This window comes from Magnetospirillum sp. (assembly GCA_027532905.1).
Taxonomy (GTDB): Bacteria; Pseudomonadota; Alphaproteobacteria; order CACIAM-22H2; family CACIAM-22H2; genus Tagaea.
Genome location: JAPZUA010000002.1, coordinates 557,208 through 579,597, shown reverse-complemented (window position 1 = coordinate 579,597; position 22,390 = coordinate 557,208). Strand labels below are relative to the sequence as shown.

Annotated in this window: 22 protein-coding genes; 5 read left to right on the top strand and 17 right to left on the bottom strand. The window is 64.5% G+C overall.

The window, feature by feature from the left end; translation table 11 throughout:
• Window positions 1-4 precede the first annotated feature (4 nt).
• The 9 genes from O9320_10775 to O9320_10735 all read right to left on the bottom strand — a co-directional run bounded on the left by O9320_10775 (window position 5) and on the right by O9320_10735 (window position 8,694).
• The gene (locus O9320_10775; GenBank protein ID MCZ8311330.1) at window positions 5-1,594 is read right to left on the bottom strand and encodes an ABC transporter substrate-binding protein; all 1,590 of its coding nucleotides are present in this window, start codon (window positions 1,592-1,594) and stop codon (window positions 5-7) included.
• 31 nt (window positions 1,595-1,625) lie between these two features.
• Window positions 1,626-2,351 carry a DUF2848 family protein gene (locus O9320_10770; GenBank protein ID MCZ8311329.1) on the bottom strand — a complete coding sequence of 242 codons (726 nt, stop codon included), beginning with the start codon at window positions 2,349-2,351 and terminating at the stop codon, window positions 1,626-1,628.
• Between the two features lie 111 nt (window positions 2,352-2,462).
• Entirely contained in the window at window positions 2,463-3,293 is an 831-nt protein-coding gene (fghA, locus tag O9320_10765) for an S-formylglutathione hydrolase (protein ID MCZ8311328.1), read from the bottom strand.
• A gap of 6 nt (window positions 3,294-3,299) precedes the next feature.
• Entirely contained in the window at window positions 3,300-4,409 is a 1,110-nt protein-coding gene (locus O9320_10760) for an S-(hydroxymethyl)glutathione dehydrogenase/class III alcohol dehydrogenase (GenBank protein MCZ8311327.1), read from the bottom strand.
• Window positions 4,406-5,341: a hypothetical protein gene (locus tag O9320_10755; GenBank protein ID MCZ8311326.1), complete on the bottom strand. Its 936-nt coding sequence runs from the start codon at window positions 5,339-5,341 to the stop codon at window positions 4,406-4,408. The genes O9320_10760 and O9320_10755 overlap by 4 nt, the downstream gene beginning before the upstream one ends.
• Window positions 5,342-5,542: 201 nt before the next feature.
• Complete coding sequence (locus O9320_10750) at window positions 5,543-6,391, bottom strand: ABC transporter permease (GenBank protein ID MCZ8311325.1); 849 nt, start codon at window positions 6,389-6,391, stop codon at window positions 5,543-5,545.
• Window positions 6,388-7,179: an ABC transporter ATP-binding protein gene (locus O9320_10745; GenBank protein MCZ8311324.1), complete on the bottom strand. Its 792-nt coding sequence runs from the start codon at window positions 7,177-7,179 to the stop codon at window positions 6,388-6,390. The genes O9320_10750 and O9320_10745 overlap by 4 nt, the downstream gene beginning before the upstream one ends.
• Window positions 7,180-7,232: 53 nt before the next feature.
• Window positions 7,233-8,327 (bottom strand): ABC transporter substrate-binding protein, encoded by a 1,095-nt coding sequence (locus O9320_10740; protein ID MCZ8311323.1) that lies wholly within the window; start codon window positions 8,325-8,327, stop codon window positions 7,233-7,235.
• Window positions 8,328-8,556: 229 nt separating this feature from the next.
• Entirely contained in the window at window positions 8,557-8,694 is a 138-nt protein-coding gene (locus O9320_10735) for a hypothetical protein (protein MCZ8311322.1), read from the bottom strand.
• 69 nt (window positions 8,695-8,763) lie between these two features.
• Between O9320_10735 and O9320_10730 the strand changes: the two genes are divergently transcribed.
• Complete coding sequence (locus O9320_10730; GenBank protein ID MCZ8311321.1) at window positions 8,764-9,093, top strand: hypothetical protein; 330 nt, start codon at window positions 8,764-8,766, stop codon at window positions 9,091-9,093.
• 16 nt (window positions 9,094-9,109) lie between these two features.
• Here the strand turns inward: O9320_10730 and O9320_10725 are convergent, their stop codons facing one another.
• Window positions 9,110-11,278, bottom strand: coding sequence for a N,N-dimethylformamidase (locus tag O9320_10725; GenBank protein ID MCZ8311320.1), 2,169 nt, complete (start codon window positions 11,276-11,278; stop codon window positions 9,110-9,112).
• A gap of 141 nt (window positions 11,279-11,419) precedes the next feature.
• On the opposite strand from O9320_10725, the gene O9320_10720 reads away from it, so the two are divergent.
• Window positions 11,420-12,268, top strand: a complete 849-nt coding sequence (locus O9320_10720; GenBank protein MCZ8311319.1) for a peptidase — start codon at window positions 11,420-11,422, stop codon at window positions 12,266-12,268.
• Window positions 12,269-12,272: 4 nt separating this feature from the next.
• On the opposite strand, the gene O9320_10715 is transcribed toward O9320_10720, so the two are convergent.
• The 4 genes from O9320_10715 to O9320_10700 all read right to left on the bottom strand — a co-directional run bounded on the left by O9320_10715 (window position 12,273) and on the right by O9320_10700 (window position 16,434).
• Complete coding sequence (locus O9320_10715; protein ID MCZ8311318.1) at window positions 12,273-13,193, bottom strand: polysaccharide deacetylase family protein; 921 nt, start codon at window positions 13,191-13,193, stop codon at window positions 12,273-12,275.
• Between the two features lie 82 nt (window positions 13,194-13,275).
• Entirely contained in the window at window positions 13,276-13,782 is a 507-nt protein-coding gene (locus tag O9320_10710) for a VOC family protein (protein ID MCZ8311317.1), read from the bottom strand.
• A gap of 82 nt (window positions 13,783-13,864) precedes the next feature.
• Window positions 13,865-14,632, bottom strand: coding sequence for a glucose 1-dehydrogenase (locus tag O9320_10705; GenBank protein MCZ8311316.1), 768 nt, complete (start codon window positions 14,630-14,632; stop codon window positions 13,865-13,867).
• A 200-nt stretch (window positions 14,633-14,832) separates the two neighbouring features.
• On the bottom strand, window positions 14,833-16,434 hold the full coding sequence (locus O9320_10700) for a GMC family oxidoreductase (GenBank protein ID MCZ8311315.1): 1,602 nt from the start codon (window positions 16,432-16,434) through the stop codon (window positions 14,833-14,835).
• 28 nt (window positions 16,435-16,462) lie between these two features.
• Here O9320_10700 and O9320_10695 point away from each other — a divergent pair, with 28 nt between their 5' ends.
• Genes O9320_10695 through O9320_10685 form a run of 3 tightly spaced genes read left to right on the top strand, consistent with a single transcriptional unit; the run spans window position 16,463 to window position 18,413 of the window.
• Window positions 16,463-16,861, top strand: coding sequence for a hypothetical protein (locus O9320_10695; protein MCZ8311314.1), 399 nt, complete (start codon window positions 16,463-16,465; stop codon window positions 16,859-16,861).
• 2 nt (window positions 16,862-16,863) lie between these two features.
• The gene (locus tag O9320_10690; GenBank protein ID MCZ8311313.1) at window positions 16,864-17,274 is read left to right on the top strand and encodes a RidA family protein; all 411 of its coding nucleotides are present in this window, start codon (window positions 16,864-16,866) and stop codon (window positions 17,272-17,274) included.
• Entirely contained in the window at window positions 17,274-18,413 is a 1,140-nt protein-coding gene (locus O9320_10685) for a DegT/DnrJ/EryC1/StrS family aminotransferase (GenBank protein MCZ8311312.1), read from the top strand. Before O9320_10690 ends, O9320_10685 begins: the two co-directional genes overlap by 1 nt.
• On the opposite strand, the gene O9320_10680 is transcribed toward O9320_10685, so the two are convergent.
• The 3 genes from O9320_10680 to O9320_10670 form a co-directional block, all read right to left on the bottom strand.
• Complete coding sequence (locus O9320_10680) at window positions 18,410-19,279, bottom strand: DMT family transporter (protein ID MCZ8311311.1); 870 nt, start codon at window positions 19,277-19,279, stop codon at window positions 18,410-18,412. The two genes, O9320_10685 and O9320_10680, sit on opposite strands and share 4 nt — an antisense overlap.
• A gap of 20 nt (window positions 19,280-19,299) precedes the next feature.
• Window positions 19,300-20,028 carry a GntR family transcriptional regulator gene (locus O9320_10675; protein ID MCZ8311310.1) on the bottom strand — a complete coding sequence of 243 codons (729 nt, stop codon included), beginning with the start codon at window positions 20,026-20,028 and terminating at the stop codon, window positions 19,300-19,302.
• A gap of 201 nt (window positions 20,029-20,229) precedes the next feature.
• Window positions 20,230-22,008: a hypothetical protein gene (locus O9320_10670; GenBank protein MCZ8311309.1), complete on the bottom strand. Its 1,779-nt coding sequence runs from the start codon at window positions 22,006-22,008 to the stop codon at window positions 20,230-20,232.
• Between the last annotated feature and the right edge of the window lie 382 nt (window positions 22,009-22,390).

The following is a 22,390-nucleotide window of genomic DNA, read 5'->3' as shown; positions in this document are numbered from 1 at the left end:
CGCATCAGGTGCGCACGGCTTGCAGATCGACCCACCGCTCGTGCAGGTCGGGCTGCCAGATCCAGCCGCGGATATTCGGCGCCATCGCCTCAAACGTGCCGGGATACATGGTCATGAGCCATGTCGCGTCGGTCGTGTGGATGCGCTGCGCCTCGCGCACGAGTTCGAGCCGCTTGGCGTTGTTCTGTTCGACGAGCGCCTGCTCGACGATCGAATCGAACGCGGGATTGCGGTAGTCGTTGCGGTTCGAAGCGCCGTCGCTGTGCGCATTGAGATAGAGCGTGTAGACCGGGTCCATCACGATCGGATTGTCCATGAAAGTGAAGAACGGCAGGTCGCGCCGGTTGGGGGCCGTGCGCGCACGCATGTCGGAATCCGAGATCTTCTTGAGCTCGAGCGTGATGCCGGCGCGCGCAAGCTGGCTGCGCAGCTGAACGGCGACCGCCTCCTCCCACCAGAAGATTTCGGAGAATTCGAGCGTGGAGGTGACGCCGCCGGCCTTGCCCGCTTCGGCGAGAAGTGCCTTGGCGCGATCGACATTGGTGGAGAACACCCAAGCCGACGCGTCGTGGCCTTCGATGGCTGGCGGCACGATCGACTTAGCTTGCGTGCCCAGCCCCTCGAACACGGCCTTGTTGATCGCGTCGTAGTCGGCGGCATAGAGCATCGCCTGGCGAATGCGTCGGTCGCCGAACGGTTCGAAGCGCGGCGTCATGCGCACCGAGGCGTGGCCCGTCCCCTCTTCGCCTTCGACGCGCACGCGCCGGTCGCGCTGCAGTTCGACGATCTGGCGCTGCGTCAGTTCCTCGGTCCACTGCGCTTGGCCTGCGCGCATCAGCGCCACGCGGTTGGCGGCCGACGGCACTTCGCGGTAGATAACGCGCTCGAAATGCGGCTTGCCGCGGAAATAGTTGGGATTGGCGACGTAGACGGCCTCCTGGTTCGGCCGCAGTGCCTGCAGATGGTAGGGGCCGAAGCCCGCCGTATTGCTCTCGAGGAAGCGCAGCGCCCACGGATCTTCGGCGGTCGCATTCTGCTTCATCACGGTCGAATCGTAGATCGACGGCGTGTAGAGCGTGAGCGCGCGCAGGAAGATCGTGTTCGGCCCCGAGAGATTGAAGCGCACCTCATAGCGCGACACAGCTTCGACGCTCGTGACGGACGATACGCGCGCGATGAAAGCGCCCGTGCGGTTTTGGGCGATCGATTTGCGCCAGCCCCAGACGACGTCTTCCGACGTCAGCTCGTTGCCGAAATAGCTCTTCACGCCCTCGCGCAGCTTAAAGATCCAGGTCTTGCCGTCTTCCGAAACGCGCCAGGATTCGGCTAGATGCGGCTCGACCTTGCTTCCGTCGATGCGGATGCGGCCGTCCGCACCGCTTGCGACCGCGTAGCGCGTGAGGCCTTCGTAGGTCTGCACCACCACATTCTGCGTGTTGGGCCGCAGCGCGTCGCCGTCGAAGCCGCCCGGCGTGCGCGTGGCGGCAAGCACCAACGTCGGCACGGCCTGCGCTTCGGCGCGGCGCCAGATTGTCGCCGCCCCCAACGCACCAAGCGAGCCCAAAGCGAATTGGCGACGTGCGATCTTGGTCATGGGGCGGTCTCCAAGGGTTCGAGAGAACGGATCAAAGCGGTTTGGCAGCGAGCGGAACCCGGAATTCCGGGCGTATTTCGTCGAGCAAATTCTGGACGCGATAGCTGTGGCCGAGCGTGCGGCCGAGCTTGGGATCGGCAAGTTCGATGCGCCAGTCGCTGCCGAAACCGACCGATTTGTCGACGCTAACGTAAGTGCCGCAGAAGATCGCGAAATCGCGCGCGGGCAGCGAGCCCGTACGCGTGCGCACGATGTCGAGCAGCTCTTCGGGGCGCTTGAACATGTCAACGCCACAATCCTGGTAGAGGCGCCCGTCGACCCAGCTGCGCAGACGGCAGGAATCCCAATGCGCGGCGATTTCGTCGAACCGCCAAAGCGTCGGCGCCAGCACGTTGGCGCAGGCCTGCTTCGACCATAAGATCGAAATCTTTTCGAGCGTGCGGTCGGTATGGTCCGAGCCGACGCCGACATAGAGCGTGTCGGCCATCAGCAGCACGATTTCGACTTCGCCCGAGGTGCGGTCGCCCTGCACGGCAATAGCGTCGGATGTGGTGATCACTTCGGGAGAAAGCGGATAGATGCGGGGTGCCGGAATGTCGAAAGCGATCTTGACGCCGATATGCGCCACTTCTTCCTGGTGGGCGCGCGCACTTTCCGGATTGCGCGTGGCAGAGCCGAGATTGTAGAGGCGCTGAACCTCGACATCGGCGGTTCGCGTCCCGGCACGCTCGGCAAGCTCCAGCTTCAGTCGCGCCACATTTCCCCCTCTTCGGTCGCGGCAGCTGCGCCGCTCATTTGACCTATTGATATCTCATTGTGGGGATTGGGGTGCGCTCCTGTCAAGATGCCGCAGCAGAAACTGCCTGAATTAGAGCTGGCCCTTGTGATGCGCCAGATGGTCGGCCACAAAACTCTGGATGAAGAAGTAGCCGTGGTCGTAGCCCGCATGGCGGCGCAGCGTCATCTGTTGGCCACTAACTTTCGCTGCTTCTTCGAGCAGGTCCGGGCGCAATTGCTCGGCCAAGAATTTGTCGGCGAGGCCTTGATCGACAAGGATCTCGCGCGCAAACGGCTTGGCGCGCATCAATTCGCATGCATCGTAGGCAGCCCATGCCGTGCGGTCGGGGCCGAGATATCCAGCGAACGCTTTGTGGCCCCACGGACATTGCGTGGGTGCTGCAATGGGCGCGAAGGCGGAGCAGCTGCGAAAGCGATCGGGACGGCGCAGCGCTGCTACAAGCGCCCCATGCCCGCCCATCGAATGGCCCATCACGCCGATGCGCGCGGGATCGACCGGGAACTCGGCCGCAACAAGGTCAGGCAATTCGTCCACCACGTAGCTGAACATGCCGTAGTGCGCCTTCCACGGCGCTTGCGTCGCGTCGACATAGAAACCCGCCCCTTGGCCGAAATCCCAGGCTTCGCGATCGCCGGGCAAGACGGGTTCGCGCGGGCTCGTGTCGGGCATCACAAGAATGAGCCCGAGTTCCGACGCGACGCGCTGCGCACCCGCCTTGATCGCGAAAGTTTCTTCGGTACATGTGAGGCCAGCCAGCGCCAGCACGGCCGGGAGCTTGGCCCCCACCGCATGCGGCGGCAAGTATACGGCAAAGCGCATCGGGCCCGCACATGCGGTTGAGACATGGCGGTAGAAACCTTGCGTGCCGCCGAAGCAGGCGTGCGTTGCGAGCGTTTCCATCTTGCCTCAATACGTCAGAACGGTGCGGATGGAATTGCCGCTGCGCATCAGATCGAAACCTTCGTTGATCTTCTCGTGCGGCAGCACATGGGTGATCAGATCGTCGATATTGATCTTGCCGTCCATGTACCAATCGACGATATGCGGCACTTGGGTGCGGCCGCGCACGCCGCCGAAGGCGGTCCCCTTCCACACGCGCCCGGTCACAAGCTGGAAGGGCCGCGTCGAAATCTCTTGTCCCGCCCCTGCAACGCCGACGACGACCGAAACGCCCCAGCCGCGATGGCAGCATTCGAGCGCTTGGCGCATCAGCGTGGTGTTGCCCACGCATTCGAAGCTGTAATCGGCCCCGCCTTTGGTGAGTTCGACCAGATGGGCGACGAGATCGCCTTTGAGATCCTTCGGGTTGACGAAATGCGTCATGCCGAATTTGCGCGCGATCGCCTCGCGCGCGGGGTTGATGTCGACGCCGACGATCATGTCGGCCCCCGCCATGCGCGCGCCCTGCAGCACGTTGAGCCCGATGCCGCCGAGCCCGAACACAACGACGTTGGCGCCCGGCTCGACCTTAGCTGTGTGCAGCACGGCCCCGATGCCGGTCGTGACCCCGCAGCCGATGTAGCAGACCTTGTCGAACGGCGCGTCCTTGCGGATCTTCGCCAATGCGATCTCGGGCAGCACCGTGAAATTCGCGAAGGTCGAGCAGCCCATGTAATGCAGCACCGAGGAACCGCTGCACGAAAAGCGGCTGGTGCCGTCCGGCATCACGCCCTTGCCTTGCGTGGCGCGGATCGCGGTGCACAGATTGGATTTCTGGCTGAGGCAGGTTTTGCACTGGCGGCATTCAGGCGTGTAGAGCGGGATCACATGGTCGCCCTTCTGCAAGGTCGTAACCCCCTTGCCGACATCGACGACGATCCCCGCCCCCTCGTGGCCGAGCACGACAGGAAACAGCCCTTCGGGGTCGGCACCTGAAAGCGTGTATTCGTCGGTATGGCAAATGCCGGTCGCTTTGATTTCGACCAGTACTTCGCCTTCCTTCGGGCCTTCGAGATCGATCGTCTCGAGGACGAGCGGCGATTTTGCTTTGTAGGCCACAGCGGCGCGAACTTTCATGTGCTTTTCTCCCCTGTCGTTTCGTCCCGCGCGGCGTCAGCGCACGCAGCGATCCATTCCGCGCGCAGCCAACGGGCGCACGCGACATTGTCGTCGAAAATCGAATAGCCCTGGCCCGCACCGTAGTCGATGTTCGGGATGTGCTCGCACGAAATCTGGCCGAGCACGGAATTGGGATCGCGCGCGCGATGGCGCAGCAGATCGCGCATCGTGCGCTTCCATGGCTCGAGTTTTTCGCCGTCCCATTCCGCGTGGTACGCGCCCGGAGCGGGCTCGACGAACGGATACTGGATGCCGCGCCCGAAACTACCGTCGGGATGGCGCGCACGAATATTCTTCGGGTTCGCCGGGATAGCCGCGCGCGCATGCGCGTGGTGCACCCAACCCGCTTCGATCCAGCTCTGCGCCACGTTGCCCTCGCGGCCGGGCTCGAGCACGAGCGCACCGCTCTCCACGTCGGCGCGCATGTTCTGCACGTCCTGTTCGGCCGAATTGTCGATCTTGAACACGACATGGCTGTGGTCGAGCGTCATGCGGAACGCAACACCCTGCGCTTCGACGAGCGACGCCACCTCCGCCACGCGGCCGAAATGCTCGGACCACATATTCACATGCACCTCGAAGCACGGCACTACGCCGTGGCGCATAGCGAAATCGTGGGCCCAAAGATAAAAATCGGCGACCTCGCGGTCGCTCAGCACATGCCCGCCTTCGTGGCAGGTCAGAAGCTGCACATTGTGCACGACGCTGCCGAGCAGCCGGGCTTTGACGATGTTCTGCTCGAACAGAGCTTCGTCGCGGCCGCGCACATAGAACCAGCCGCCCGCAAGCACCGGCAGATCGCAGGATTCGCTTGCTTTCAAAAGCGCGCGAAACTCGTCGTCGGGCGGCGTGCGGTCGATATAGTCGAACACGCCCGCATCCTTGACCATGCGCACTTTCGTTGTGATGTCGGGGATCGCGGCGTCGCTATGCGTGGCCCCGCCGCCCGTGCAGCCGATCTTGAGGCTGCCGATATCCCGATTGCCGATCTCGCCCAGTTCCGCCCCCTGCCCCTCGAACCCGAATGCATTCGGCTTTTAGCATCGAATGTTCGGGAAATCGACAGGCGGGTTCGGTGCGAATGCCCTGCTTCAGGCAGCCTTGTGGCCGTAGGCTTTGAGCACGATCTTTTCGGCCAGCGTCACGAAGCCGAACAATGTGAGCCCGATCGCGCACAGAACCGCAATTGCGGCAAGGATCGTGGTCGTCTCGGCCATCGACGAGGCGAACATGATGAGATAGCCGAGGCCCTTATTTGCGGTGATGAACTCGCCGACCACGACGCCGATGATCGCGAAGGTGATCGCGATCTTCATGCCCGAGAAGAGATGCGGCAGCGCATAAGGAAAGCGCACCGCCCAAAAAATCTGCCAGTTCGATGCAGTGAGGCCGCGGCACAGGCGCAGCATATCGCCGGGCACGTTGGTGAGGCCCGTGATCGTCGCGATCACGACCGGGAAGAACGAGATGAACACGGCGAAGGTCAAACGGCTCTCGGCCCCGATGCCGAGCCACACGATGAACAAGGGGGCGAGTGCGATCTTCGGAATGAGCTGGAAGAACACGATATTCGGATAGAGGGCCGCGCGCAGCCAGCTCGAATAGACGAGGCTGGCGGCAAGCGCGATGCCGAGCGAGGTGGCGATCGCAAAGCCCGCGACCGCTTCGGTCGTGGTCGAGATTGCATTGGCGTAGAGCAGCTTGCGAATCGACCAGATGCGCTCGGCAATGTCCGACGGCGCCGGCAATATCACTTTCGGGATGCCGTTGAGATCGACGGCCGCTTCCCAGGCAAGCAGCACGGCAAGCGCCGTCAACACCGGCAGCACAATGTGCTTGAAGGCCTGCACGAGCTTGGCTTTGCGCGCGCGCGCAAGGCGCGCCCGGCGGCGCTCCTCGGCCGGGTCCTCGGCAAGGGCGGTCAAACCGATATCGGTCATGCCGCACTCCGGCCACTGCGCGCATAGCCCGCTTCGATCGTGCGTTTGAGCATCGCGCAGATTTTGGCAAATTCCGGCGTTTCGACAAGGGCCGGATCGCGCGGCCGCGCGAACGGCACTTGGAAATCGAGTGCTATCGTCGAGGGTCGGCCGCTCATCACGAGCACGCGGTCGGCCAAAAACACCGCCTCGCGGATCGAATGGGTCACGAACAGGCCGGTCTTGCGCTGCGTTTCCCAGATGCGCGCGAGCGCTTCGTTCATCTCGTCGCGCGTGATCGCATCGAGCGCGCTGAACGGCTCGTCCATCATCAGCAATTCGGGATCGTGGATCAGGGCGCGGCAGATCGCCACGCGCTGGCGCATGCCGCCCGACAATTCGGACGGGCGCTTGTGCAGAAAATCGCCAAGCCCGACCTGGCGCAGCAAAGCCTCCGCGCGGTCGCGATACTGGGCGGGATCGCGTTTCATCATGCGGATCGGGAACAGCACGTTTTCGAGCGACGTCTTCCAGGGCAACAACGTCGCATCCTGGAAGATGAGGCCGAACTCGCGCCGCGGGCCAACGACAGGCCGCCCGGCGATTTCGATCGTACCGTCCGACGCGGCCTCAAGACCTGCGCACATCATCAGCAACGTGGATTTGCCGCAGCCCGAGGGCCCGAGGATCGAGACGAACTGGCCTTCGGCGACATCGAACGCGACGCGTGCGACCGCTTCGACCTCCGTTGCACCTGCAACGTAGGTCTTCGCGACGTCGCGCACGCGAATGAAACGCGGATCGGACATGGCAAAAACGGCGGCGGCCTCTCCCTAGCGGAGAGGCCGCCGCCTTTTCCGGACTAGGCCAGGAACTGCGCGAACGGCGCCTTGCGCACGCGCACGGCTTCCCACTCGGCGGCCGTGAGCTTGATGTTGCCGGCAAAGCGGTTCGTGTAGAGCTGGTCGGTGACCGGGCGGCGGCCGTCCTGCACCGAGAACTCCATGACCGTATCGATCATCTTGTCAACCTTGGCCATGTCGGCGAAACCGATGCCGTTGCGGATCGCCTCTTCCTGAGCGACCGTAACGCCCATCAGCCCCTGACCCAAACGCGCCGAGCCGCGCGACTGGTCGGACATGCCGATTTCCGGGCGCTGGCGCACGAAGGCTTCGAGGGCTGCATCCGGATCGCGCAAGGTGAGCGCCATCGCCTCGCCGAGCGCATCGACCACGCCCTGCACGAGCTGCGGGCGCTGTGCCACCACGTCGGGCCGCGTGACGACGGTGTTGTGATAGAAATTGAGGCCCGCATCCTTCCACATCATGAAACGCACAGGCAGATTGAGCGACTGGAACGTCGGCAGCGACGAAGCTGCAACGCACGTGACCGCATCGACCTGGCGCTGCGAAAGCGTGCGCTCGAGCACGTTGGGATCGAGCTGCTGGACCGTGATGCCGGTCGTATTGATGTTGGCAAGGCGCGCATAGGCCGGCCAAAACGCGAAGTCGAGGCCGCGCGGATTAGCGCCCAGCCGCTTGCCTTCGAGATCCTTGGGCGTGCGGATCGGGCTGTCGGCGGGTACGGCGATCGCCATCGTCGCGTCGTACATCATCGTGCCGACGGCCGTGAGGCTGAGGCCGCGCGCGGCCTGCTGGATCGTCGCGGCGGCCGAGACGAGACCGATATCGAACTGCCCGGCGGCGATCGCTTGGGCTGCCGGCGGCGAGCCGGTGCCGAGGGCGATATCGACATCGAGACCGCGCGCGCGGAAGAAGCCGCGCTCGCGCGCAACGAAGGCAAAAGCCGTCGCGCCTTGCGCCACGAAGGGCAGCGTGAACTTGACCGGCGTCATCGCACCTTGTGCGATCGCGGGGGCAGCAAGGCCGGTGGCGCCGAGAGCGGTCAGCGAAGCCGAGCCCGCGAGGAAGCCGCGACGCGACACATTGTTGAGCATGGGGGGAACTCCTGGGATTGGCGGGTAGGACGAAATCACAATTTCGTCATCGCAAATGGCCCTTAGCGCCCAGACAAACAAGAGGAAGCGCTCGAAAATTCGGCGGACGCCGCAACACAAGAATTATGTAGTTTATGGTATAGGCAACCTGCCCTGGGATTGGGCGATTCGCGCCGAAATAGGCGGCAATTTCGAATTGTACATCGACAATGTGGGTTGCCCCAAGCAATCAAACTGGCTCGAGCGTTTTCAACAGCTGCAGAATGGGAATCGTCGCGAAGTTCGTAAACGTGTCCGATACCGCATACGGAATCACGAGATCCGCACCGTGTTTGATGAGGCCGCACGTATAGACGACGTTCGGCACATAACCTTCGCGCTCGAACGGCTCGGGCCGGATCTATGGTTCGCGCGAACGCGCAACAAAGGTGACGCCATGAACTCGCTCGAGACGGTGGCCCTGCTTTTCGAGGATCTGGCGACGGGCGAGCTCGCCGGATGGGTGGCACAACGCTGGATCCAGCCCGAGCCCGACGCTTCCGGCGGCTGGTCGTTTCGCGACATCGACATTGCGCGAACCCGGTTGATCTACGATCTGCGTCGCGAGATGGCGACGCCCGAGGAGACGATGCCGATCGTGCTGTCGCTGCTCGACCAGATTTACGAGCTGCGCTGTTTGGTCGACGGGTTCGGTCAGGTTCTGGCCGAACAGCCGGCGGCAGTTCAAGAGGCGATCCAAGCCGGACTTGCCCGCGCAACGCGCTGAGCAAACCAAACCGCGCCTAACGCGGCATGTCAAACGGTGCGGGATCGCGGAACCGCGCCAAGACGTTTGTGGTAAGCTGCCGCAATTGACCGGCAATCGGCAACGCGCCCACAAACGTCATCGACCCCACCGAGAAGACCGCACCGCCCGCCGGCGTTTCGAAGAACGTCATGTCGGCGCACGACCAAGCCTCGCGCGGGCGCGGGTGAATTTCGGTCAGCATGTCTTCGTTGACCCACGAATAGTCGGGGCGCAGCACCACACCCTTGGCGACGACGAGGGCATGGGCGGGCGAACCGTAGCGCGCATTGACGCTGTCGAGTTCGAAACCTGCCGCCCCGCCGCCCATATAGCCGAACGCGCCGAACTCGGCCCCCGGCTCGGCATCGACGCGGTCGAACATGAACGCTACGCGCGGATCTGCGACTGCGGCGGTGAAGCGATAGGGAAAGCCCGAATAGCGGCCTTGCGTCGAGAATCCGATCCCGACGAGCCTGTGGCTCGGCCGCCCGATGCGGCGCCACAGGCCGCCGTAACCGTCCGCGAACGCATGGTAGCTCTCGCCGGGCTGCGTCTCCCAGGTGCGAATGCCGCCTTCGGCGCGGCGCACTTCGAGCGCATGCGGATGCGTCGCACTCGGCTCGGCGCGCCAGTAGAAGCCGTTGCCGCCGAGATACATGAGCCGGCCGCCCGCTTCGAGAAACGCTTCGATCGCCTGCATCATGCGTTCGGACAGATACTCCGGATGCTGGCCCGCTATCAGCACGCGATAGGGTGCGATGGCGGTGAGCCCTTCGGCATGCAGATCATGGTCGGTCACGACGTCGTGCGCGACGCCCTCTTCGCGCATCCATTGCGACACGTAGGCATCGGCGCAGATGCGGCCCGCCCCCGAAGCGCCGGGTGCCGGATCCATCACGCTGATCTGTTTGGGGCGCGTGTCGAACATCGGGCGCAGCAGCGAGGCGACCGAAATGCCCGAACCGTCGGCATGGCGCTGGTAGGTCGACATGCCGAATTGCGGATTCATGTCGGGCGTTTGAGGCAGTGCTCCCCACGCAGCGGCGCGCGCGGCGATCTCGGCCCCGCGCCCGGGACGAAAATGGTTGCCGTAGACCTGGTAGGTGAAGGTGGGAACGAGGAACGCCACATCGGCCTGCGGCGCACGCGGCCGCACGAAAAACGGGATCATGTCTTCGGCAACTTCGCTGCGTACATGTGCGGCGTAGAAACCGGTCGGCCAATCGTCGGGCACGCGCAGTTCGAAACTCGTCGGCCAGCCGGTATCGCCATGGTCGTCGTCGTGGAAATGGATCGCACCGTATTGTGCAGGATTGCGGCGCCAATCATGGATCGTCCCGGTCCAGTTCGAACCCGTCATGGCGCGCGCCGGGAAGTTGACGAGTTCGAGCGGCGGTACCGCGCCGCGCGCATCGGGCGCCGTCTGCATGGGAATGTCGGCCGCGAAATCCCATTGCGCAGCCGTTTGCCATGCATCCGAAGCGGCGACACGGCATTCAACGGTCGGCCGCTCGATCTTGCCGTTGTAGTGCGCGCACGCCGGTGCCCCGGCCCCGTCGGGCGGCAATGCCGCGACGAAGACATTGGCCGCACCGCCGAACGCAACAGCAGGTGCAGTACCACGCGCTTCGCCCACATCGCGTTGCGGCCGATGGGCGCGCTGTTCGACCGCCACCGTGCCGTCCGGCGCATACGTCGCGACGATGTCGGCCCAGCCCTGCTGCTGCAGCGGCAGCTTTACTTCGACGATCGTCGGCGCTGCATTCGCACGCGCGACGATCGCTGCTGCACCGCCGCCTGGCCCGATCGCCAACGCGAACGATCCGCCCTTGCCCTCAAGGGCCAGGATTCCCTGCAGCCCTTTGCCGGGCGTCGTCGGCCAAACCGTCGCCGACAGGCGGATCGTATCGCTGCCGAGTTTCAGGCCTGCCGCATGGCCGTAGCTTCCGAGATAGGCCGGACGTTCGAAGCCCGGCTGCTTCCCGTCGAGACCAGTCGGCATCGCAACTTCGCTGTAGCCCGGCCCGTCCGGATTGGGATCTGGGCACAGCAGACGCACGAAGCGCAGATCGAACGGCGCATCGCCGACGCTGGACACCATAAAGCGCACCGCCTCACCGGGCCGTGCACTCCAGCGGTCGCAGTAGCCGACAATGCGATACATGCCTCCCCCTCCTTGCGCCGCCCGGCCGCATTGGGCGCATGTGCCAGAATGGTTCATTTCCGCCGAAGTTTGTATTACAAACAGACAAAGCCGTTCGGGGATCGATCGTCATGCAAACGCACGGGCCGGGGCTCTGAGCAAATGGTTCACAACCCTTTCAAGGTCTCCCTCGGCGGCCAAGTCTACCGCATCGATCGGCCCTGGGGCATCGCAACGACGCCCGGAAAAGTCACGGACGTGGCGATCGACGGGCGCGGCCGCGTGGCGATCCTGGCGCGCACCGATCCCTACTGCGAGGCGCTTGTCGATCCCGTGCGCCTGATGTCGGTCACGGGCGAAAGCGTGGGCAGTTTCGGCGCCGAAGACATCGCCGATGCCCATAAAATCGCCACTGATCCGATGGGTCGGCTGTGGGTTGTCGATCGCGACGCCCACGAGATCGTCGGCTTCGACCTCGACGGCCGGCCCTTCGCGCGGCTCGGCACGCGCAACGGCCCCGGCCGCCCCTTCAGCCATCCGACCGACATCGCCTTCGGCGCCGACGGAACAATCGCGGTGGCCGACGGCTATGCCAACGGCCATGTGCATCTGTTCGGCCCCAACTACGCGCATCGCCGCACGTTCGGCGAAGTCGGAGCCGGGCCCGGACAGTTCCTCACCGTGCACGGAATCTGGCTGTGCAACGACGGCCGCATCGTCGTCGTCGACCGCGAGAACAACCGGCTCCAGGTTTTCGACGCGGACGGCAGCCTCGTCGCGATTTGGACCGGATTCAGCCGGCCGTCCGGCATCTGGGGCGATGCCGCGGGGCGCTTGTATGTGAGCGACGGCATTCCGACGCTGACCTGCATCGCACCCGACGGCACGCGCATCGGCCGCTGTCGGCCGGTGCTGAACGGGGCGCACGGCCTCACCGGGGCCGCCGACGGTACGCTTTATCTGGCCGAAGGCACGCCGAGCCGCATCACACGCTTGGTGCCGGTCGCCTGAATCTTCACGCCGCCTTCGAGGCGACGCGACCGAAGCGCTCGGTCCAGTGCTTCGCGATGTCGATGCGCCGGCAGATCCACACGCCTTCTTTCGCCTGCACATGGTCGAGAAAGCGCACGAGCCCGGCCGTGCGCGCGGGATGGCCGAGAATGCGCGGATGCATGCCCACACTCATCATTTTCGGGCGCTCCTGCCCTTCTGCATGGAGCGTATCAAACGCGTCGCGCAATATGTGGAAGAACGTGTCGGCGGCGGTGAAGGCGTTGACCAGCTTCGCGTCGTTGGTGACGAGCGAATATGGGATCACCAGATGGTCGCGCTCGCCCGTCTTCACCCAATAGGGCAGATCGTCGGCGTACGAGTCTGAATCGTAGACGAAGCCGCCCTCCTCCGCGAGCAGGGCGCGCGTGTTCACGCTGGGCGCATAGCGCGAATACCAGCCGAAGGGCCGCTGCCCCAGCGACTGTTCGAGCGACGCCACGGCCTTGACGATCTGCGCCTGCTCTTCGTCGCGCGAGAGGCGATAATGCTCGATCCAGCGATAGCCGTGGCAGCACACGTCCCAATCCTGCCGCCGTATCACGGCGGCAATCTCGGGATTGCGCTCGAGTGCGAGCGCGCAGGCGAACGCCGTGAGCGGCAACGACCGATCGCGGAAAAGACGCGCGAGCCGCCAGAAGCCGGCGCGCGCACCGTATTCGTACATGCTTTCGGCTGCCAGATCGCGTTCGCCCACCGGTACGCGCGGCGACGCGATTTCGGTCAAGGCCGTTTCCGAACGGCCGTCGCCGTCGCCGACGGCGTATTCGGCCCCCTCCTCGACATTGAGCACGAAATTGAGCGCGATACGCGCACCGCCCGGCCAGTCGGCATGCGGCGGGTTCTCGCCATAGCCGATCAGATCGCGGTCGCTCGAATTGCCCATGCGCCTGTCTCCTCGCGTCGGCGTTACGTACGCGGCCCCTGCACCTTGTTGATGAAGCCGCACCGATCGCCGATGCGCATGTTCAGATTCCCTTCACCGACTCGTACTGCTTGAGTTCGTCGGCTGTGTAGACTTGCATGAACTCGATTTCGATCCCGCCTGCGTCGTTGTCGAGGAACGCCACGTAGCCTTCGGGATGCGGATGCGAACCCGTCACGCCGCCGCAGCCTTTGCAGCCGCGCAGCTGGGCGCCGTTCGCCTGCGCGTGCGCGAGCGCCTTTCCGATGTCGTCGACCGCGTAGCAGATATGGTGGAGCCCCTCACCGCCGCGCGCGTCGATCCACGCGTCGAAACGGCCGCCCGGATCCATCGATTGGCAAAGCTGGTATTCCACGCCGCCGAGATTGAACAGCGCCACGCGATTGCGCGACTTTTGGTACTCAACGATCTTCGTGTCGCCCGGCACACACAGGAACCGCGCGTAGGCGCGGAGCGCTGCATCCGCATCCCTTACTGCAAAAGCCATGTGCTTGAGGCCGAGAATGTTCGGGTTGTCGGACGGCGCCGAATTCGGGGCATGGATGTTCATCTCGGTCTCCTAAAATGAATAGCGCGGCTGCTTTTACGGACCTCGTCGCTTTCGCGACGGGCGCCCGAGGCCGACCGCCCGCTCACGTGGCGACCCTGCCGCCATCGATGACGAGGCCAATGCCCGTGACGAACGAAGACTGGTCGGAGGCGAGATAAAGCACCGTCTCGGCGATCTCAAGCCCGGTCCCCATTCGCCCCATCGGAATTGCGGCGAGCGCGCGCGTCGTCCAGCCGTCGGCATCGGCCGCGCGCGCCCTGTTCCGCATGTTCATGGCAGTGTCGATGACGCCCGGATTGATCGCATTCGCGCGAATGCCGTGCGCCGCATATTCGATCGCCAGTACGCGCGTCAGCGACATGACGGCGCCCTTCGATGCGGCGTACGAAAGATTGCCGCCGACATTGGCGAAAGCGGCGACCGAGGAGTTGTTCACGATCGTCCCACCACCGTTGCGCATCAGGGCGGGAATGGCGTGCTTACAGCCGAAAAACGTGCCCTTGAGATTGATGCCTATCACGCGGTCGAAAATCTCCTCGCTCAATTCCGCGGACGGCGTCGCGGACTGTTCGATGCCGGCATTGTTGAAGATCGTATCGAGCTTGCCAAAACTTGTCTCGGCATGCGCAACGAGGTGCGCCACATCGGCTTCCTTGGACACGTCACAACGAAGGTACAGGAGTTCCCCGCCCGCCGCCTTGGCTTCCGCAACAAGCGAAGCGCCAGCTTGCGCATCGATATCGCCGACGACAACTTTGGCGCCTTCGCGGGCAAAGAGAAGTGCCGTCGTGCGACCCATGCCATTGGCGCCGCCCGTGATGATAGCAACTTTGCCGAACAACCGAGGCACAGCCCCTCCGCGATCCCGAAATTCCTACCGCCACGCAAATGCTAGCCATTGTCTACTTGTATTACAATATTGCTGTCGTCAGGATGTCGGCAAGGTTCGCCGCGACGGGAGCACGATGGGCCATGCCCGAAGATACCGATTTGTCCGCATCCGGTTTGCAGCCTTGCCCTACGTCGACCTGCGCCGAGGCTCACCCAATGCTACTGGCGGCGGGCGAGCATATGGTCTGCGGCCCGCAGCGCCAGGGCCTGTGCGGTCAGGGTCGGATTGGCGACGGACGCCGTCACGAACACACTGGCGTCGAGTATCCACAAATTCGGCACGTCGTGGCAGCGCCCGAACGAATCGACGACCGAGTGCGCCGGATCGCTGCCCATGCGCGTCGTGCCCATGATGTGGAAACCCGCCTGGTCGCGCAGCTCGGTGCGGAAGAACGTGCGTCCGCCGGCTTCGCGCAGCACTTCTTGCGCGCGCGCAAGGCCGAAATCGAGCGCACGCCGCGCATTCGGCGCGACGCGGTAGATCCATTTCGCCGCTGGCAAGCCGTCGCGATCCACGACGCTGTTCGACAATACGATGCGGTTTGCGTCCTCCGGCAGATCTTCGGCGCACACCGTGAAGCCGCAAATGCGGTCGAAGCGCGCTTCGAAGGCGGCGTGGTGGCCAGCCCCCCAGGGCAAGCGGGAGCCGACGACGGCCCCTTCGGCGAGGGCGACGGGCGGCGGTCCGGCGACGAGTTGCAGTTTCACGCCTCGTACGAAGCCGCGCTCTTGTTTGGTCTGCAGGAACTCGAAGGAAACAAGCCCCGCCTTCTCGCCCGAGACCCAAGCGCCGAGCGGCTCATCGAACAGCGCATCCATCTTGGCGTACGGGTGCAGCATGAGGCCGCGCCCGACCAGGCCCGACCTGTTCGCAAGACCGTTGGGTGCCCGACCCGTCTGCGACAGCAACAGCAGCCGTGCCGTCGCCGACGCATTGCCGGCGAGCGCCACATGCTTCGCACGAATGCGGAAGGTGCCGCTTTCGTCGCGACACACAAGGGCCTGCGCAAAACCGTCGGCCCCCGTCTCCACCGAGAGCGCGCGCGTGCCGGTCAGAACCCGTGCCCCGTGCGCGCGTGCGGCATCAAGGAACGCCGGCTCGGCACTCGAGCGCACACGGCTCGGGCACCCCAAATCGCAAGGCCCGATATGCGTGCAATGCTGCGTCTCCGGTTTGGCTGCATCGCGCCCGACCACAAGATCGACCGGCCACCAATGCCAGCCGAGTGCGTCGAAAGCGCGCGCAAAGCGCCGCCCGTGCGCGCCGATCGTCGGCAGCTTCTGCGGTCGCCCTTGGCGCGCGGCGGCCGACGGATCGCCCGGAACGAAAGCCGTTCCCCAGCGCGCTTCGGCAAGCGAATAATAGGGCTCGAGATCGTCGTAGCCGATCGGCCAGTCGCTGGCGACACCGTCCAGCGTCTTCACGCGAAAATCTTCGGGTCGGAAACGCGGCACGTGCGCCGACCAATGCGTGGACGTGCCGCCCGTGCCGAACGCGAACATCGGCTTGATCTCGCTCTCGGCATCGTCGACCGGATCGTCGTCGGGTGCGTTGCGGATGTTGGGATTGGAGGACAGCACGCTTGCGCGACGCAGTTCCCAATCCGCACCGCCGCGCTCGAGAGCGGCAGCGTCGAACGCCTTGCCCTTGTCGATTACGACGACACGGACACCTGCCGCCGAAAGGCGCCACGCGGCCGCACTTCCCGTGGGGCCCGCACCCACAATCGCCACATCGGTCTCAAGATCGCGTTGAGCCATTCCGAAACCTATATCGGACGCAAACGCCATGTCGAGTGACGCTGCCTTGCAATTTGCTGCCGTGCTCGACGCCTTGATCCCGGGCGACGACGGGCGTTGGCCCGCCTTCTCAGCCGCCATGGACGTCGCCTGTTTTGCCGAGAATTGCGCACCCGACATAAGACATTCGTTGGCGACACTTGAGCAGCAGATGAAGGGTCTTGCGCCGGCGGAGCGCGCGCCTGCGATCGCGGCTTGGGAAACAGCGGAGCCGCAGGCCTTCGCACAGTTGCTGCGGACAGCGCACCGCTCCTACTACACGGCACCGCGCGTGCTCGCCTCCATCGCGGCATTGGCCGATGCAGGGCCCCGCGAGACATCGCCGCAATTCGATCCCACACTCGTCGCGCAAGTGGTCGCGAAAAGCGCAGGCAGAAGGAGACTCTAGCAATGGCCGACAAAAGCAGCGCCCTCGAATTGGTGGACCCCGCCGGCGTGGCGCCGTCGACGAGCTACAGCCATGTCAGTCGTGCGGGCGACTTCGTTTTCGTCGCGGGCCAGATCGCCAAGGACGCGGCGGGCGTCTGGGTCGGACTTGGCGACGCGGGTGCCCAAGCAAGGCAAGTCTACCTCAATATCGGCAAATGCCTCGCCAGCGTAGGGGCGACCGCACGCGACGTCGTCAAAATCAACACGATCCTCGTCGATCGCGCCGATCGCGACGCCGTCCAGGAAGCGCGCCTCGCCTTTTTCGGCGACCACCGGCCGCCGCATACCGGCATCATCATCGCGGGCCTCGGCTCGCCCGAGGTCCGGGTCGAAGTCGAGGTCATCGCCTATCGCCCGAAGAGATCCGTCTGATGGCCGTCGCGTTCTACGACCACGCGCGCATATACAAGCGGCGTAAGGCTGAGATCGATGCGGCAATTCTCGGCGTGCTGGAAAGCGGTCGGCTCGATTGGGGCGACCATGTGCCGGCGTTCGAAGCTGAGTTCGCAGCCTTTGTCGGCGGCGCGCATGCCGTCACCGTCAATTCGGGCACGGCGGCGATCAAGATCGCGCTGCTGGCGCTCGGCATCGGCCCCGGCGACGAGGTAATCACAGTCTCGAACACCGACATCGGCACGATTTCGGCAATCCATTTCGTCGGTGCTAAATGCGTTTGGGTCGATGTCGATCCGCATACGCTGTGCATGGACGTAGGCCAAGCCGAGGCTGCGATCACACAGCACACGCGAGCACTCTTGCCGGTCGACATGTTCGGACACCCAGCGGCATTGGTCGAGTTGGCAGCACTTGCGCGCGCCAAAGGTCTCGCGGTCGTCGAAGACGCGTGTCTCGCTTTGGGGGCGGAGATCGACGGCCGCAAGGTCGGCACCTTCGCCGACGTGACCTGTTTCAGCTTCGCACCGACCAAACATCTGGGCTCGATCGGATCGGGCGGGGCTTGCGTCGTCGCCGATGCAACCCTGGCCGAGCGCATCCGCAAAATCTCGTCCTACGGGCAGGATCGCGCACGGCACCGCGCCATCGGCGCCACGCCGCCCCCGCTCCACCACGAAACCGAAGGGCTCAACGAGCGCATGGATGAAATCCAAGCCGCCGTGCTGCGCGTGAAGCTTGCCGACGTGCCCGCAAGCCTCGACGCCCGCAATCGGCAAGCGGCCCTGTATGCGGTGGCGATCGGCGACGCGGCGGAGGTGCCGACAACGCGCCCGAATGTGCGCCACGCCTTCCGCAACTACGTGATCCACCACGATTCGCGCGACGCCTTGCGCGAGGGCCTGAAGCGCCGCGGCATCGGAACGGCTTTGTCTTACGCGCCGCCGATGCATCTGCAGCCGATCTTTGCCGGCAAGGGCTTCCGCGAAGGGGCGTTCCCGGCGACGGAACGCTCCTGCCGACGCCTGCTCGGGCTGCCAATCGGGCCGCATCTCGACGACGGCCAGATCGCCGAGGTCGCGGATGCCGTGCGCGCCGAAGCCTCGATGCTGCGCTAAATGCGGCCGCGCGCGAGCTTGGCTTCGTATCGGGTGATATAGAGCGCACTCGCCGTCACCACCGCCGCACCGAAAACGGTCGGCATGTCGACGATTTCCGTGAACGCCACGTAGCCGATGGCGCTCGCCACGACGATGCGCATGTAGAGGACAGGGGCGATGGCCGAAACATCAGCGAGGCGATAGGCGGAAATCACGCCGTATTGACCGAGCGTCCCGGCAAGGCCGATCCCGAGCATAAGCGCCATATCTTGCATCGTAGGAAGTGCGGACGTTGCAACCGCGACCGGCAACGCGACGGCAAGTGTCGTCAGGGATATCCACGCCATGATCGTCTGCGTTGGCTCGGTGCGCGTGAGGCCCTTCGTCGCAAGGTTGATAGCCGCACCGTTCGCGGCCATATAGATGCCGGCGAGCAAAACACCGTCGAACGGCGTCGCACCCGCGCGCAATACGACCAAGACGCCCGCGAATCCGACGATCGTTGCCGTCCAGCGCCGCCACCCGACCGCCTCGCGCAGCACGAGCTGTGCCGCGACCGTCGTGACCAACACGCCCGCGAAGGACAGCACGGTCGCGTTCGCCATCGGCATGTTGGCAAAGACGTAAAAATAAGCCGCTAGGCCCGCAACGCTGAGCAGCCCGCGCCCGACATGCATGGCGGCACGTTGCGTCGCAAAGGCAGTGCCGAGGCGCGGGCCCAGCCACAGCCAAAGAAACGCGAGTTGGACAATCGCGCGCACGACGCCGACCTGTGCCAGATCGATACCCGGCCCGATCGCGCGCGCGAAAGCTGCCTCGAGTGAAAACAGCGTTATCGCACCGAACGCCAGGAAGTAGGCCTTTGGACGCGTGCCCGAGCCCACGCCGCTGGCATCGTTTTCGCTCAGGCCTTCGATCCGCTCTTCTTGAGCCGCTTGGCGCGCGCCACGAGCAGAATGTGATCTTCGAGCGCCAGGCGGCAATCCTCGACCGTCAACGCCTTGCGCATGGTCAAGGTCGAGGCGATGAAATCGCGGAACGCACGATGCTGGTCAGCGATCGCGAAAAGATTGCTGTCGCGATAGGCCTCAAGACTGAAAATGATCAGCACGTGGCGCGCGATGGCCTCCCACAGCGTCGAGGAAATCAGATTGCCCGAAGCCCGGCAGATCGTCCGGTGAAACTCGACGTCGGCGCGCAACGAGGCGCGCCGGTCGTCGGCGCGCGCGGCCGCATCCATGTGCTTGATCGCAGCGTCGAGCTCGGCAATGTTGGCTTCGCCGCTGCGCCAACGCTCAACTGCGTCGCGCAGCAGAAACGCTTCCAACGCCAACCGCACTTCAAAGACCTTGTCGATGGTCTTGAGATCGAAGGCCGCCACGCGATAGCCGCGATGCCCGCCGCCCGAAAGGATGCCTTGCGCATGCAGCACTTTGAGCGCTTCGCGGATCGGCACGCGGCTCACGCCGAAACGTTCGGCGAGTGCAGTTTCGATCACGCGTTCGCCGGGCTCGAGATGGCCGGTCGCGATTGCCTCGGCCACCGAGTCGGCGATCGCGGTCGCAAGCGACGCGCGTTGCGGTAGCGGGAAATCGTCGAAAGCGTCTTGGACCTGCACGCGCGCCGTCGTCATACGGGAATTCTCTCGTCGTCGTCCTCAAAGCGGGCGGCGAAGTCCAAGGAAGCCGCAGCTTGGAACCATTCGGAGCGCCCCTGAAATTCGCAGGCGCAGAGTGGAATCCGTATATTTGAATACAGCGACCTTGTCCATAGACCGAGCAACGCGAATCGTTCGCATGACGGCTTGTCCATCGCCCAACAGCTGCAAACACAACTACCGACACGGGTTCCCGGCTGCGAACTCCGGCACGAATTGTGGTACGGCAGTCGTCGCGATTCCTCCGCCGGGTGCGGGCGTGATCGTCATCTGACCGAATGCGCCCTGGAGTCGCAGCGGCACATCGAGCGCCAAAGTGCCGCTCGCGGCGGCGTCCGACAAAACAAGAATGTCGATCGAACGACGTAAAGGATCGAACGAGCCGCTCGCCAAAAAGCGTCCATCTGCCGCCCACACCCGAACGGGACCGACATTGCCGATGCCGTCCTTCAACGTAGCAACGCCGAACAGGCATTCGAGCGCCATCTTAGCGCCCGGGCGGCGAAATAAAGCGCGCAGATCGGTCGATGCCGCTTCGACAAGAGCCCGATCGACAGTTCCGCTCCGTATCGCGACCGCCAGCGACATTTGGCCACGCTGCAAAGATGCCGCGATGTCGGTACCCGGCATCCGCAGATCGAACGCCGCATCGAGCAAGCCGCTGACCGGCGGTTGGCCATCCCGGTCGCCGGTGGCAAGAGGCGTCAGCAATTCGACTTGCGCCCCTTTCAGCCCCACTTGCATCCGAAAGCCGCCGTCGTTCGCGCCTTCGGTCTGCAGCCGCGCATTGAACACCAAGACGCCGCCGGCGAGATGCGCAATTCCTTCGCGAAGAGCGAAAACACCGGGGCCGCTCGTTGCCCCAAGGCGCATGTCCCGCAGGATCGCGGCACCGTCGTAACGCAGCAAGGCGACGGCAACGCGAAGATCGGTTCGAAGCGCGTCGTCCGACGGATCGGGCCGAAAGTTCCCACCGTCGCGGTCCGTCCGTGCTAGCACCGTGTTCAAATCGAGCTCGTCGAACGCGACATCCGCCGTCACCGTATCGCTACCGTCGCGCGGGCCTTCGAGGAGCGTCAGGTATTTCGCCTGGACACGACGGCCCGCAAACTGGCCTTGTGCCGCTTCAAGGCTCCAGAGGTCGCCGTGACGACTGGCTTGTCCCGCGAGCTGCAAGGCGGCTGCGATCGTCGCATCAGCATCTAAGAACGCCTGCAAGGCGCCCAGGCGCGCGGCGGAGAATTCGAGCTTCCCGACCGCGCCGTCCACATCCAGCGGGTCGGCAAACGTGCCGTCGAACGCGAGATGAAGCTGCGGTGCGGAAAGCTGCAGTGACACGGCATAGGGAAGTGTCGCTTCGCGCAAGGCGTCGAACGAAGCACCCGAGGCCGAGAGTGTGGCCGCGTGACCTTGATAGCGGCCCGCAAGCTTGACCGCGATGGGTCCAGCAGATCCCTCTGCCCGCAGATGCAAATCGTCCAGCGCCACGACGAGCCAATGGCCGCTGCTGGTGCGATATCGCACCGAGCTGTCTGTCAGCGTGAAATCACCAAGATCGGGAAGCTGCGTGCGGCCCTTTCCGTCGTGGCCGGCAGGTCGCGTCGTGAATCGCCAATTGCCGCGTCCCAGGCTGTCGCGCGCGAGCACAAGTGCGGCCTTGTCGATGGCCAGCGTATGGAAGGCAAGCGTACCGCGCAACAGCTGCGCGCCGTCGATCCGCGCATCGATCGAAGCGACCGACAAAAACGCTTCTGCGGAAGCGTCCGCGTCGCCAGCAACCGCCAACGCCCGCAGGCGAAACGAAATCGTCGATCCCCACGCGATCTCCAGCGCGCCGATCGCCACCTTTCGCCCGAGCGCATGCGCGAGTACCGTCTCGACGACCGCGCGCGGAAACACAAATGCCGTCAAGACCAGCAGAGCGACCGCGAACCCGCTGGCCGCGAAACCGGACATCAGAACCCATCGCAAGGCACGTCTCGACATCCAGGAACCTTCTAGCTTGCAAAAGGCGACTTTCGGCGCTGCAAATCCTTGCCGGGAGAGCCGGAAACTACGCAAGCCTCAGCCGTTTGCACCCCGAACGCGGGAATGTTACGCATTGTTTGCCGCGCGCCATCGGCGCAACGTCGCTGGGCGGCCGAACCGACGCAGGGTCCGATGCCCCTCGCCCGCAGCTTTTCGGCCGCGTTCGCCGCAACCGAACTCGTCGATCTCTTTACACGTCAATTCGAGGCCTGCCGCCTGAAACGCGGCGAGTTCTGCGCCCTTGTCGCGGAACGGCCTGGAACCCCGTTTACGCGGCTGCGGCGATGGGGGCTTGTCGAGAACTTGGGGC